Annotated in this window: 10 protein-coding genes; 6 read left to right on the top strand and 4 right to left on the bottom strand. The window is 55.5% G+C overall.

All coding sequences use genetic code 11. From position 1 onward, the window contains the following. Positions 1–124 precede the first annotated feature (124 nt). The 5 genes from BSK21_RS14000 (at position 125) to infB (ending at position 7,156) form a co-directional block, all read left to right on the top strand. A complete protein-coding gene (locus tag BSK21_RS14000; protein ID WP_067552513.1) occupies positions 125–1,651 on the top strand; it encodes an ABC transporter substrate-binding protein in 1,527 nt (508 codons plus the stop codon). A 131-nt stretch (positions 1,652–1,782) separates the two neighbouring features. Beyond that, the gene (gene rimP / locus BSK21_RS13995; RefSeq protein ID WP_067552516.1) at positions 1,783–2,370 is read left to right on the top strand and encodes a ribosome maturation factor RimP; all 588 of its coding nucleotides are present in this window, start codon (positions 1,783–1,785) and stop codon (positions 2,368–2,370) included. 5 nt (positions 2,371–2,375) lie between these two features. Beyond that, a complete protein-coding gene (gene nusA, locus BSK21_RS13990) occupies positions 2,376–3,983 on the top strand; it encodes a transcription termination factor NusA (RefSeq protein WP_067552519.1) in 1,608 nt (535 codons plus the stop codon). A gap of 18 nt (positions 3,984–4,001) precedes the next feature. Further along, complete coding sequence (locus tag BSK21_RS13985) at positions 4,002–4,637, top strand: RNA-binding protein (RefSeq protein WP_067552522.1); 636 nt, start codon at positions 4,002–4,004, stop codon at positions 4,635–4,637. After that, positions 4,634–7,156, top strand: coding sequence for a translation initiation factor IF-2 (gene infB, locus BSK21_RS13980; RefSeq protein ID WP_067552524.1), 2,523 nt, complete (start codon positions 4,634–4,636; stop codon positions 7,154–7,156). The genes BSK21_RS13985 and infB overlap by 4 nt, the downstream gene beginning before the upstream one ends. A gap of 84 nt (positions 7,157–7,240) precedes the next feature. Here the strand turns inward: infB and BSK21_RS16240 are convergent, their stop codons facing one another. From BSK21_RS16240 to BSK21_RS13965, 4 genes are all read right to left on the bottom strand, one after another. Then, complete coding sequence (locus BSK21_RS16240; RefSeq protein ID WP_292251242.1) at positions 7,241–7,375, bottom strand: hypothetical protein; 135 nt, start codon at positions 7,373–7,375, stop codon at positions 7,241–7,243. A gap of 80 nt (positions 7,376–7,455) precedes the next feature. Next, a complete protein-coding gene (mutT, locus tag BSK21_RS13975; protein ID WP_067552527.1) occupies positions 7,456–7,860 on the bottom strand; it encodes an 8-oxo-dGTP diphosphatase MutT in 405 nt (134 codons plus the stop codon). Continuing rightward, entirely contained in the window at positions 7,857–9,071 is a 1,215-nt protein-coding gene (argJ, locus tag BSK21_RS13970) for a bifunctional glutamate N-acetyltransferase/amino-acid acetyltransferase ArgJ (protein ID WP_067552530.1), read from the bottom strand. The genes mutT and argJ overlap by 4 nt, the downstream gene beginning before the upstream one ends. 4 nt (positions 9,072–9,075) lie before the next feature. After that, positions 9,076–9,918: a peptidylprolyl isomerase gene (locus tag BSK21_RS13965; protein WP_067552533.1), complete on the bottom strand. Its 843-nt coding sequence runs from the start codon at positions 9,916–9,918 to the stop codon at positions 9,076–9,078. Positions 9,919–10,103: 185 nt separating this feature from the next. Here BSK21_RS13965 and secA point away from each other — a divergent pair, with 185 nt between their 5' ends. Continuing rightward, positions 10,104–12,800, top strand: coding sequence for a preprotein translocase subunit SecA (gene secA, locus BSK21_RS13960; protein WP_074039047.1), 2,697 nt, complete (start codon positions 10,104–10,106; stop codon positions 12,798–12,800). The last annotated feature ends 100 nt before the right edge of the window (positions 12,801–12,900 follow it).

Genomic DNA, 12,900 nt, shown 5'->3' with positions numbered 1-12,900 from the left:
GACCATGCGTCCATATGGGGGCCGCAGGTAACCTGATGGCCTGCCACAAGTTCGTGGATGGCATGGACCCAAGCGATTTGCTTCGCTACGGTATTCAAGTTGAAGTCAAAAGGAGTCTGCACAGGTGCAGTCCTACAAACGAAGAAACCTGCTGAAATACGGTATCGCCGCTGCGGTTTTGACTGCATCGGGTGTATCGGCGCGGGCGGGTTCCGTTGGTGGGCGACTCATTGTTGGTCTATCGGGGGCATCGCCTTTGGACAGTTGGGATGCACGGACGTTTTCAGACAGCTTTATGATTGCTTGCGGACAGGGCGCTGTCTTTGATTGTTTGACCGAAGTAACGGCGGATGGGTCATTGGTCGGTGAACTCGCCGAGAGTTGGGAGTCATCGGCGGACGGACGGATTTGGACGGTTGCCTTGCGGCGTGGCGTGACCTTTCACAACGGAAAACCGTTTGTCGCGCAGGATGTGATCGACAGCTTCGATTTCCATCGGGGTACGGCATCGGGCGCACGTGTCATTGTCGATGGTATCCAAGATATTTCCCGTTTGTCTGACCATCAGGTGCGATTCACGTTGACCTCAGGGAATGCGGATTTTCCATATTTGCTGTCCGACTATCACCTGATCATCTATCCCTCGGGCCAGATCGATGAAGCGATCGCGGAGGGGATCGGCACTGGCCTCTACCGCGTTGAGACCTTTGAACCGGGGATACGGTTTGTCGGGCGTCGCGTGCAGAGCCATTACAAAGACGGCACGGCCGGTTGGTTCGATCGAGTAGAGTTCGTGGCGATGAATGATCGTGCGCGGCGGATGAATGCGCTTCTTACGGGGCAAGTGGATGCGGTTGATCGGGTAGACCCTGCCGCCGTATCGAGGCTTTCGACGCATCCACGCATAAATATCGTTGAGACGACGGGGAATATGCACCTCGCGTTTGGAATGCGGACAGATACGGCTCCGTTTGATGATCTGAATGTTCGTCTGGCGCTCAAGCATGGCATTGATCGGCAGGCGATTGTTGATCAGGTGCTGCATGGTCACGGACGAGTTGCAGCGGATAGCCCGATTGGACCCGCGAACCAGTTCTATGCGGGACTTGCGCCTATTGCCCATGATCCTGAGCGTGCCGCATGGCATTTGCGTCAGGCCGGATTGTCGAAGGTTTCGGTTGATCTGTTCACGTCCGATGTTGCGATGAATTCGTCTGCGGCTGAACTTTTCCGCACGGCCGCAGCGCCTGCGGGCATTGATATTCAGATCAAAGAGGCGGCATCCGTCGGGTATTGGGGTGACACATTCGGTAGCAAGCCTTTCACGGCCACTTATTGGTCGGGTCGAGTGACCGAGGACTGGATGCTCTCGACGGCATACCACGCAGGCAGCCCTTGGAATGATACGCGCTGGGCGGATGGACGGTTCGAGCAGCTGTTGGTCGCGGCGCGAGCGGAATTTGACCCTGATCTGCGGTCGGATCTCTATGCTGAAATGCAGAAAATCCTGCGCGATCAGGGCGGCGCAATTATTCCTGCTTTTGCAAATTGGATTGGTGCAAGGTCGGATCGGGTCGCTACGCCCACGTCGATTGGCAACCTTTGGCCGATGGATAACGCGCGGATGGCAGAACGGTGGTGGGTGGCCTAACGGTTTCCCTTGCAGACTCAGCAGTATGGGCCTATATGGCCTCTCAACAGCGGCGCTGACGGTTCCGACCCGACGCTCCACCGGGAAAGATCGACGGGCCGCGAGCCCGTTTTTTTGTTTTTGGAGAACAGATGACTGATCTGATCGCCAAGGCGGCATTGGACCGCCGGATCGCAGAAATTATCACCCCTGTCATTGAGGACATGGGGTATGAAGTTGTGCGTGTCCGTTTGATGAAAAGCCTCAAGGAAACCACCTTGCAGGTTATGGCGCAGAAGCCCGATGGCACCATCGAGGTGGATGACTGTGCTAAGATTTCGACCGCGCTTTCGGCAACGCTCGACGTCGAGGATCCGATTATTGAGGCTTACAGCCTCGAAGTGTCGTCCCCCGGTATTGATCGTCCGCTGACACGTCTTAAGGATTTCGAGCAATGGGCCGGCAACGAGGCCAAGATCGAAACCAGCGAGATGATCGACGGTCGTCGGCGCTTTAAAGGCCAGCTTGCTGGCGTTGAAGGTGATGAAGTTCTGATCACGCTTGATGAGCAGGGCGAAGACATCACCATCGGTCTGAAATTCGACTGGCTGTCAGATGCCAAATTGGTGCTGACAGACGAATTGATCCGCGAAGTTCTGCGCGGTCGCAAAGACAAGGGCCAAATCGATGAGGCCCAGTATGATGAAGTTGAAACCATCATTGATGGCGACGAGGAGTAATAGATATGGCAATTACCTCTGCCAACCAGCTTGAGCTGCTGCAAACAGCCGAAGCCGTAGCCCGCGAGAAAATGATCGACCCGAACTTGGTCGTCGAAGCGATGGAAGAGTCGCTCGCTCGTGCAGCGAAATCGCGTTACGGCTCGGAAATGGACATTCGCGTGTCGATCGACCGCAAGACTGGTAAAGCAACCTTTACCCGCGTCCGTACCGTTGTTGCTGACGAAGAACTTGAAAACTATCAGGCTGAGTTCACCGTTGAGCAGGCCAAACAGTATATGGCTGACCCGCAAGTTGGTGACGAATTCTCTGAAGAAGTTCCGCCAGTTGAATTGGGCCGTATCGCAGCTCAATCCGCAAAGCAGGTTATCCTTCAGAAAGTCCGCGAAGCTGAGCGTGACAAGCAGTACGAAGAATTCAAAGACCGCGCAGGCACCATCATCAACGGTTCCGTTAAGCGCGAAGAATACGGCAACGTCATTGTTGACGTAGGTGCTGGTGAAGCTGTTCTGCGTCGCAATGAGAAAATCGGCCGCGAAGCATACCGCCCAGGCGACCGTATTCGTGCATATGTTAAAGACGTTCGTCGTGAACCTCGTGGTCCGCAGATCTTCCTGTCGCGCACCGCTCCTGAGTTCATGGCTGAGCTCTTCAAAATGGAAGTGCCGGAAATCTACGAAGGCATCATCGAGATCAAAGCTGTTGCACGTGACCCAGGTTCGCGCGCTAAGATTGCTGTTATCTCGTTCGACAACTCGATCGATCCTGTCGGCGCTTGCGTCGGTATGCGCGGTAGCCGTGTTCAGGCCGTTGTGAACGAGCTTCAGGGCGAGAAGATCGACATCATTCCGTGGAACGAAGACACACCAACCTTCCTCGTGAACGCACTGCAGCCGGCAGAAGTGTCGAAAGTGGTTCTGGACGAAGAAGCTGGCAAAATTGAAGTCGTTGTTCCTGAGGAGCAGCTGTCGCTCGCGATTGGTCGCCGTGGTCAGAACGTGCGTCTGGCGTCGCAGCTGACTGGCCTCGACATTGACATCATGACCGAGGAAGAAGAATCCAAACGTCGTCAGGCCGAGTTCGAAGTGCGCACCAAGTTGTTCATGGAAAACCTCGATCTCGACGAGTTCTTTGCTCAGTTGCTGGTGTCCGAAGGCTTCACCAACCTCGAAGAAGTTGCTTACGTTGACATTGACGAACTGCTTGTAATTGACGGCGTTGATGACGACACCGCGAATGAACTGCAAGCGCGCGCTCGTGACGTTCTGGAAGCCCAGAACCGCAAAGCGATGGAACGTGCACGTGAGTTGGGCGTCGAAGACAGCCTCGTTGAATTCGAAGGTCTGACACCGCAAATGATCGAAGCCTTGGCCGAAGACGGTGTGAAATCGCTCGAAGATTTTGCGACCTGCGCGGACTGGGAATTGGCTGGCGGCTGGACCACTGTGGATGGCGCACGCGTTAAGGACGATGGCGTCCTCGAGAAGTTCGACGTGAGCCTTGAAGAAGCTCAGGACATGATCATGACCGCTCGCGTCATGCTTGGCTGGGTTGACCCTGAAGAACTCGAAGCGGACGCAGAAGATGAGATCGAAGAGGGGGCTGAGGAGTAATCCTCGGAGTTCTTGAGAATGACCCGTGGCGGACAACATAAAAATCGAGATATGGAAACTGAACGCAAGTGCATTGTCACTGGCGAAGTTCAGCCTGTCTCTGGGTTGATCCGCTTTGTGGTTGGTCCTGATAATCAGGTCTATCCTGATGTGATGGAGAAACTTCCCGGTCGGGGTATGTGGGTGTCAGCCACTCGCAGTGCTCTGGAACAGGCTGGAAAGGGTCATTTTTCACGATCTGCAAAGGCTCCGGTGACGGTGCCTGAAGGGCTCGCCGATGATGTGGAGCGCCAGCTTGTGCGCCGTGTGACAGATTTGATCGCGCTGGCTCGTAAAGGCGGCTATGCAATCGGGGGTTTTGAGAAAGTTAAGGACTGGTTGGCAGGCGGCGAACGTGTTCGCGTTCTCTTGCAAGCTAGCGATGGGTCCGCGCGCGGAAAAACCAAACTCTGGACGCCGGAAGGCGCCCGATATTTCGACTGCCTCACGGCTGATGAATTGGGTTTGGCTTTCGGGCGTCAAAGTGTGATACATGGCGCGCTCGCTTATGGCGGACTCAGCGACCGTGTTGTAGAGGAAGCCGCAAAGCTGAAAAGCATGCGTATAACTGACGGCGGCAATTCGGCCACCGGAAAGGAAAAAGTAGCTAGATGAGCGATAACGACGGAAAAAAACCTCTTGGTCTGCGTGGCGGTTCGGGAAATGTGAAGCAGAGCTTCAGCCACGGACGCACCAAGAACGTCGTGGTTGAGACCAAGCGCAAACGCGTTGTGGTCCCGAAACCGGGTGCGGCCAAACCTGGTGGCACGACACGACCGACTGTAGGTGACCCCTCCAAGCGTCCGGCAGGCATTTCGGATGCCGAACTGGAACGCCGTATGAAAGCACTCGCGGTCGCGAAAGCCCGCGAAGCCGAAGATGCCGCAAGGCGTGAGGCCGAAGACAAAGCACGCGAAGAAGAGCGTGATCGTCGTCGTGCCGAAATCGAGGCAAAAGAACGCGAAGAGCGCGAGCGCGAAGAAGCGCTCCGTGCGAAAGCGGAAGAAGAAGAGCGCAAGAAGCGTGAAGCTGAAGAAGCTGCACGTGCTGCTGCCGCAGAAAAGAAAGCCGCCGCAGCTGCGCCGGCACCTGCTGCCGCCGCTGCGCCTGCTGGTGCTGAGGATGACCGCTCTGGTCGTTCCGTAGGAGCTGGCCCGCGCAAGGTTGATCGTCAACGTGACGACGCCCGTGATGATGCGAAAAACGCGAAAGCCAAAGTGGCATCGCGTGATGGTGGCCGCCGCTCTGGCAAGCTTTCGCTGAATGATGCGCTGGCAGGTGGTGACGGTCGTCACCGCTCGATGGCGGCGATGAAGCGTAAGCAAGAGAAAGCCCGTCAAAAAGCGATGGGTGGACAAATGCAGCGCGAGAAAATCGTGCGTGACGTCCAGCTTCCTGAAGCGATCACCGTTGCTGAACTTGCAAACCGCATGGCCGAACGTGTGGCTGATGTTGTGAAAGCTTTGATGCAGAACGGCATCATGGCGACACAGAACCAGACGATCGACGCGGATACCGCAGAACTGATCATCGAAGAGTTCGGTCACCGCGTACAGCGTGTGTCGGATGCTGACGTTGAGCAGGCGATTGAACAGGTTCAGGACAAAGCTGAAGACCTGAAACCGCGTCCGCCGGTCATCACCATCATGGGCCACGTTGACCACGGTAAGACGTCGCTTCTCGACGCGATCCGTAAGGCGAACGTTGTATCTGGCGAAGCTGGCGGCATTACCCAGCACATCGGTGCATATCAGGTAACCACCGACTCTGGAGCTGTTCTGTCGTTCCTCGACACTCCGGGCCACGCGGCGTTTACGTCTATGCGTGCTCGTGGTGCTCAGGTGACAGACATTGTTGTTCTCGTTGTTGCGGCAGACGATGCCGTGATGCCGCAGACCATCGAAGCAATCGCACACGCTAAAGCAGCGAAAGTTCCGATGATCGTTGCGATCAACAAATGTGATAAACCAGCAGCCAACCCCGATAAGGTCCGTACAGACCTCTTGATGCACGAAATCGTGGTCGAGAAGATGTCTGGCGACGTTCAGGACGTTGAAGTTTCGGCGAAAACGGGCATGGGTCTCGACAGCCTCCTCGAAGCGATTGCGCTTCAGGCAGAGATTCTCGAACTCAAAGCGAACCCGAACCGTGCTGCTCAGGGTGCTGTGATCGAAGCTCAACTCGATGTGGGTCGCGGTCCGGTTGCAACTGTTCTGGTGCAGAACGGTACTCTGAAACGTGGTGACATCTTCGTTGTGGGTGAGCAGTGGGGTAAAGTCCGCGCGCTGATCAATGACCAAGGTGAGCGTGTAGACGAGGCTGGCCCGTCTGTGCCTGTAGAGGTTCTTGGCCTCAACGGCACTCCAGAAGCAGGTGACGTTCTGAACGTGACCGAAACCGAAGCTCAGGCGCGTGAGATTGCTGAATACCGTGCTCATGCTGCGAAAGAAAAACGCGCAGCGGCAGGTGCAGCGACCACCCTTGAACAGTTGATGGCTAAAGCGAAAGAAGACGAGAACGTTTCTGAGCTGCCCGTTGTTGTTAAGGCTGACGTTCAGGGTTCTGCTGAAGCTATCGTTCAGGCGCTGGAAAAAGTCGGTAACGACGAAGTCCGCGTTCGCGTCATTCATTACGGCGTTGGCGCGATCACCGAGACTGACGTTGGTCTTGCAGAAGCATCGGGCACTCCGGTTATCGGCTTTAACGTCCGTGCGAACGCACCGGCACGTAACTCCGCGAACCAGAAGGGCGTTGAAATTCGTTACTACTCGGTCATCTATGACCTTGTTGACGATATCAAAGCTGCTGCATCTGGCCTTCTGTCCGCAGAAATCCGCGAGAACTTCATCGGCTACGCGAACATCAAAGAGGTGTTCAAGGTTTCCAACGTCGGCAAAGTTGCTGGCTGTCTGGTCACCGAAGGCGTGGCTCGTCGTTCGGCTGGTGTGCGCCTGCTGCGTGATAACGTTGTTATCCACGAAGGCACTCTCAAGACCCTCAAGCGCTTCAAAGACGAAGTGTCCGAGGTTCTGTCTGGTCAGGAATGCGGTATGGCGTTCGAGAATTATGACGATATCCGTCCAGGTGACGTTATCGAGATCTTCGAACGTGAAGAAATCGAGCGCAGCCTGTAATCAGGCCGCGTTTCGCGCAAAAGAAAAGGGACGGTCCAAAGCGGACCGTCCCTTTTTCTTTGTCATATCGGAAAGGTTCCGAAGTTAGGCCGCAACGTTTGCTGGACGCCCAACGTAAGTGCGGTTGCCGACGCTGATTACAACGTTGCCGTTATCCGCATCGCGCAGAAACTTGCCCTGCAAGGACACACTGCTGCCGATAATAATTGTACGGTACATATCTAACACCTCAGGTTGTCGCCTAGAGGTGAAGTTACCTGAGGTGCAGATGCGAAAAATAGCTATCCCAAAGGATGATTTTAGAGCCAGTCGCGTAGAATTGGGATGAGCGGAATGTCGGCTGGCGGCATCGGGTAATCGTTCAGTTGATTCTTGCGGACCCAAGCCAGTTTTTGTCCCTCTTTGGGCTGCGGTGTGCCATTCCAGCGCCGACACGCAAACAAGGGCATCAGCAGGTGGAAATCGTCATAGCTATGCGAGGCAAACGTCAGCGGCGCGAGGCAGGAATTCCACGTTTCGATGCCGAGTTCTTCGTGGAGTTCGCGGACCAGCGCTGCCTCGGGCGTTTCGCCTGCTTCGACTTTACCACCCGGGAATTCCCATAGGCCCGCGAGGGACTTTCCTTCGGGCCGTTGCGCAAGCAGGACGCGCCCATCGACGTCGATGAGCGCGACTGCTGAAACGAGGATGATTTTCTTCGTCACGAGCGATAGTCCGCGTTGATCCTAATGTATTCGTAGGTCAAATCACAGGTCCAAACCGTTGACGCGCCAGTCCCGATACCGAGATCAACACCGATGATCAGTTCAGCGTTTTTCATGTAAGCGCTTGCGTCAGCTTCGGAATAATTCGGCGCGCGCCATCCGTTTTCTGCCACGGTGATATCGCCAAATCGAATGGAGAGACGATCACGGTCTGCTTGGGCGCCAGATTTACCAACAGCGGCAACGATACGACCCCAGTTGGCATCTTCGCCAGCAATTGCGGTTTTCACCAAAGGAGAGTTTGCGACCGAAAGGCCCACGCGTTTTGCGTCTGCGTCGCTCGCCGCGCCCGTAACTTGGATCTCTACGAATTTAGTTGCGCCTTCGCCGTCGCGGATCACTTGATGAGACAGGTCGAGCATCACCTTGTGGAGCGCAGCCTCAAAATCAGCATTGTCAGAGACATCAACGCCAGACGCGCCCGTAGCACCGATGAGGAGCGTATCAGAGGTCGACGTATCGCTGTCGACGGTGATGCAGTTGAAGGTCTTATCGGTGAGTTTTGACAGGACGCCCTGCAGTGCCTCATATCCGATCTTCGCATCCGTAAAAATGTAGACTAGCATGGTGGCCATGTCTGGCGCGATCATGCCTGAACCTTTGGCGATGCCCGCAATCTTGACCGTCTGACCGTTCACGGTGATTTCAGCCGCGGACCCCTTGGGGAAGGTGTCAGTGGTCATGATTGCCTTAGCAGCGCCTTCGATGCCACCCGCGTTGAGGTTTGCGGATAGTTCGCCGATTTTCGCGGTGATGCGGTCGTAAGGCAGGGGTTCGCCAATCACGCCAGTCGACGAGGTAAAGATGCGGTCAGCGTCGATGCCAGTCTGTTCTGCAACGCCTGCGCAAAGAGCGTCGACGGCTTCTACACCGCGTGCGCCAGTGAAGGCGTTCGAGTTGCCCGAGTTCACGATAATGGCGGCCCGTCCCGCCTGAGTTTTCCCGTTCTTGGCCTGACAGTCCAAAACGTTCGCCGACCGTGTGGCCGAGCGGGTGAATACGCCCGCAACGGTGCTGCCTTCGACCAATTCGGCCAGCATCACGTCGGTGCGGTTGTTGTATTTCACACCAGCCATAGCCGATGCAAAACGGACGCCATCAATGACTGGAAGGTCGGGGAATGCCGCAGGGGCAAGAGGCGAGACGGGCATAGTTTTACTGCTCCAGCAGGTCGAGGTTGGTGAGAGCGGCCGGGTCGATCGAGCCAGCTTCGATGCGTGTAATGTCCGAGTCAGAGGTGATCTGAGCCAGATAGGTGGTGATCATTTCCTCTTGGATTTTAGCGGCGAGTTCATCGCGCATATCGTCGAGGGTCGGGTTTGCCTGATCACGGGTCTCGTTCAGTTTAATGATGTGCCAGCCAAATTGTGTCTCAACAGGTTCGGACACAGTGCCGACTTCCATTGCGACAACGGCTTGTTCGAACGGCTCGACCATCATGCCTGGGCCGAACCAACCGAGCTGGCCACCGTTCGGGCCAGATGGACCTGTCGACAGTTCGGTAGCGACTGTTGCGAAGTCCTCGCCTGCATCAACGCGAGCTTTCGCGGCGAGCGCTTCTTCTTGGGTGGCCAAGAGGATGTGCGATGCGTTGTATTCAGGTGTCGGCTCTGCGTCCGCGAATTGCGCGTCATAAGCAGCCTGAAGAGCCTCTTCGGTGACTGCAGCTTCGGACAGAACAGAGATACGTTCACCCGCTTTGATCGAACGGGTTTCGTTCTCGATCGCGTATTGAGCGCGTGCAGGCAGGTGAGTCATTTCGTCGGCGAGCAACTGCTGCTGGATCAGCTGTTCAAGGATACCGTCCCAGAGAACTTCGGGCGGGAGTTGCTGATATTGGGCGGGCAGTTGCGCCATGGTGATGATCATGTGCGACAGCGTGATATCGGTGCCGTTTACAGTCGCGACGACGGTATTTCCGGTCGGTTCCTCAGCCTGTGCAGTAGCCGCAAAGAGGGCGAGGGCACTTACTGCTGCGAATGTAGCGAATTTCTTCATCAAATCTTTCCCATTTCGGCCGCGAAAGCCCCGCAGCGTTGACACTTTATGGCCCTCCCCTTACATCCCGAAGAGGCATTGAGGGGCCGTCTTGTCACCTGTTTAGGCGTTGCTGCTGTGAGCGACAAGCAACCTCCTCATCATAACGACGTCATTAGGCCCCAAATTGAGGGCGCGGAGAGAACATGCTGGGATTCGGAACGCTGGCCAAAAAGGTGTTTGGCACCGCGAACGACCGCAAGATCAAGGCAACCAAGCCGATCATCGCAAAGATCAACGCGCTGGAGCCCGAATTCGAGAAGCTGACAGATGAACAGCTGATCGAAAAGTCCAACGAATTTAAAGGACGTATTGAGAACGGGGAATCACTCGACTCGCTGCTGCCCGAGGCATTTGCAAACTGTCGTGAAGCCGCCAAGCGCGCATTGGGTCTGCGGGCCTTTGATGTGCAGTTGATGGGCGGGATTTTCCTGCACCAAGGTAACATTTCCGAGATGAAGACGGGCGAAGGTAAAACGCTTATGGCGACCTTCGCGGCCTATCTGAATGCGCTCACAGGTAAAGGCGTTCACGTTGTGACGGTGAACGATTACCTCGCTCGTCGTGACGCTGAATGGATGAGCAAAGTTTATGGTGCTTTGGGTTTGACAACTGGCGTTGTGGTTCCTCAGCAGCCCGAAGACGAAAAGCGCACGGCTTATGCTTGCGACATCACCTACACGACGAATAACGAACTCGGTTTCGATTACCTTCGTGATAACATGAAGTCAGAGTTGAGCCAGATGATGCAGCATCAGCATTACTTCGCGATTGTGGACGAGGTCGACTCTATCCTTATCGACGAAGCGCGGACTCCGCTGATCATTTCGGGTCCGGCGCAAGACCGTTCGGAACTTTATAAAGCCATAGATGCATTGATCCCTGAGCTGGCTGAAACGCATTACACCATCGACGAAAAGTCTCGTCAGGTCACCTTTACCGATGAGGGCAACGAATTCCTCGAAGAACGTCTGCGAAATGCGGGTATTCTGCCCGCTGACCAGTCGCTCTACGATCCGGAAAGCACCACAATTGTTCACCACGTGAACCAAGGTCTGCGCGCCCATAAGCTGTTCACCAAGGACAAAGACTACATCGTTCGTGACGGCAACGTTGTGCTGATCGACGAATTCACAGGCCGTATGATGGCGGGTCGTCGTCTGTCCGATGGCCTGCACCAAGCGATCGAAGCCAAAGAAAACTGTTCGATCCAGCCTGAGAACGTGACCCTCGCATCGGTGACATTCCAGAACTACTTCCGCCTTTATGAAAAACTGGGCGGCATGACGGGTACGGCGATGACCGAAGCCGACGAGTTCATGGAAATCTACCGTCTCGGTGTTGTTGAGGTCCCGACCAACCGCCCGATTGCGCGTAAAGATGAACACGATCAGGTTTACCGCTCGGCACAGGAAAAGTTTGACGCCATCGTTAAAGAGATCGGCATCGCCCATGAAAAAGGCCAGCCTATCCTTGTCGGCACGACCTCGATTGAAAAATCGGAATTCCTGTCGCAGCTTTTGACCGCTGCGAAAATCCCGCACAACGTCCTGAACGCGCGTCAGCACGAGCAAGAAGCGCAGATTGTTGCAGAGGCAGGTAAACTCGGTGCTGTGACGATTGCGACCAACATGGCAGGCCGTGGTACCGACATTAAGCTCGGCGGTAACGTTGAACATAAAGTTCTCGAAGCGATTGCTGCGAACCCTGAGGCTGACCCTGAAGCCATCCGTGCGCAGATCGAAGAAGCGCACAAAGGTGACGAAGAGGCGGTTAAGCAGGCTGGCGGCCTGTTCGTTCTGGCAACGGAACGTCACGAGTCTCGTCGTATCGACAACCAGCTGCGCGGTCGTTCGGGTCGTCAGGGTGACCCAGGTCGTTCGGTGTTCTTCCTGTCGCTTGACGATGACCTCATGCGTATCTTTGGGTCCGAGCGTCTGGAGAAGGTTCTCTCTGGCCTTGGCATGAAAGAGGGCGAAGCGATCATCCACCCGTGGGTGAACAAGTCGCTCGAACGTGCTCAGGCCAAGGTCGAAGGCCGCAACTTCGACATTCGTAAGCAGCTCTTGAAATTCGACGATGTGATGAACGATCAGCGTAAGGTGATCTTTAAACAGCGTCGCGAGATCATGGAAGCGGCGGACCTGTCCGAGATTGTTGGCGATATGCGTCAGGACGTTGTTGACGATCTGGTCGATCAATTCATTCCCGCGCGGTCCTATGCGGACCAGTGGGATGCAGACGGCCTGAAGGCTGCGTGTCTCGACAAGCTGGGCGTTGACGTGCCTGTCGTTGATTGGGCGTCTGAAGAGGGCGTAGACGACAGCGACATCCGCGACCGTCTCTACGAGGCTACCGATGCGCTTATGGCTGAAAAGGCCGAAGCCTTTGGTGCAGAGACTATGCGCCAGATCGAAAAGCAGATCCTGCTTCAAACCATCGATGGTAAATGGCGCGAGCATTTGTTGACGCTCGAACACCTTCGGTCGGTTGTTGGTTTCCGTGGTTATGCGCAGCGTGACCCGCTCAATGAATACAAGACAGAAGCCTTCCAGCTGTTCGAAAGCCTTTTGGATGGTCTGCGTGAGGATGTGACTCAGAAACTTTCGCGCATTCAGCCGATGTCCAAAGAGCAGCAAGAACAAATGCTGCGGCAGATGGTGGAGCAGCAACGTCAGGCGCAGGCGGCAGCTGCAGCGGCTGAACAGCCAAAGCATCCTGCAGCGAATGCAAAACCAGGTTTTGACGAGAACGACCCTACGACTTGGGGTGATCCGTCGCGCAATGATCCGTGCCCCTGTGGTTCGGGCGAGAAGTTCAAATACTGCCACGGCAAGTTCTGAGCTTCAGTAACTGGTGAAATTAGGGGCCGGTGTCAGCAATGACGCCGGCCTTTTTCGGTCCATTGAGCAATTTCGCCCCAATTCAGCCCAGAACTTTCCC

It is taken from the genome of Marivivens sp. JLT3646 (genome assembly GCF_001908835.1).
In the GTDB taxonomy this organism is placed as follows: Bacteria; Pseudomonadota; Alphaproteobacteria; order Rhodobacterales; family Rhodobacteraceae; genus Marivivens; species Marivivens geojensis.
This window is presented reverse-complemented; position numbering and strand designations above follow the sequence as displayed.

Bases quoted from the DNA above. Each gene is read 5' to 3' on its own strand.
- rimP (WP_067552516.1), top strand. From the start codon at position 1,783: ATGACTGATCTGATCGCCAAGGCGGCATTGGACCGCCGGATCGCAGAA.
- BSK21_RS13965 (WP_067552533.1), bottom strand. From the start codon at position 9,918: ATGAAGAAATTCGCTACATTCGCAGCAGTAAGTGCCCTCGCCCTCTTT.
- argJ (WP_067552530.1), bottom strand. From the start codon at position 9,071: ATGCCCGTCTCGCCTCTTGCCCCTGCGGCATTCCCCGACCTTCCAGTC.
- BSK21_RS13985 (WP_067552522.1), top strand. From the start codon at position 4,002: ATGACCCGTGGCGGACAACATAAAAATCGAGATATGGAAACTGAACGC.
- infB (WP_067552524.1), top strand. From the start codon at position 4,634: ATGAGCGATAACGACGGAAAAAAACCTCTTGGTCTGCGTGGCGGTTCG.
- BSK21_RS16240 (WP_292251242.1), bottom strand. From the start codon at position 7,375: ATGTACCGTACAATTATTATCGGCAGCAGTGTGTCCTTGCAGGGCAAG.
- nusA (WP_067552519.1), top strand. From the start codon at position 2,376: ATGGCAATTACCTCTGCCAACCAGCTTGAGCTGCTGCAAACAGCCGAA.
- secA (WP_074039047.1), top strand. From the start codon at position 10,104: ATGCTGGGATTCGGAACGCTGGCCAAAAAGGTGTTTGGCACCGCGAAC.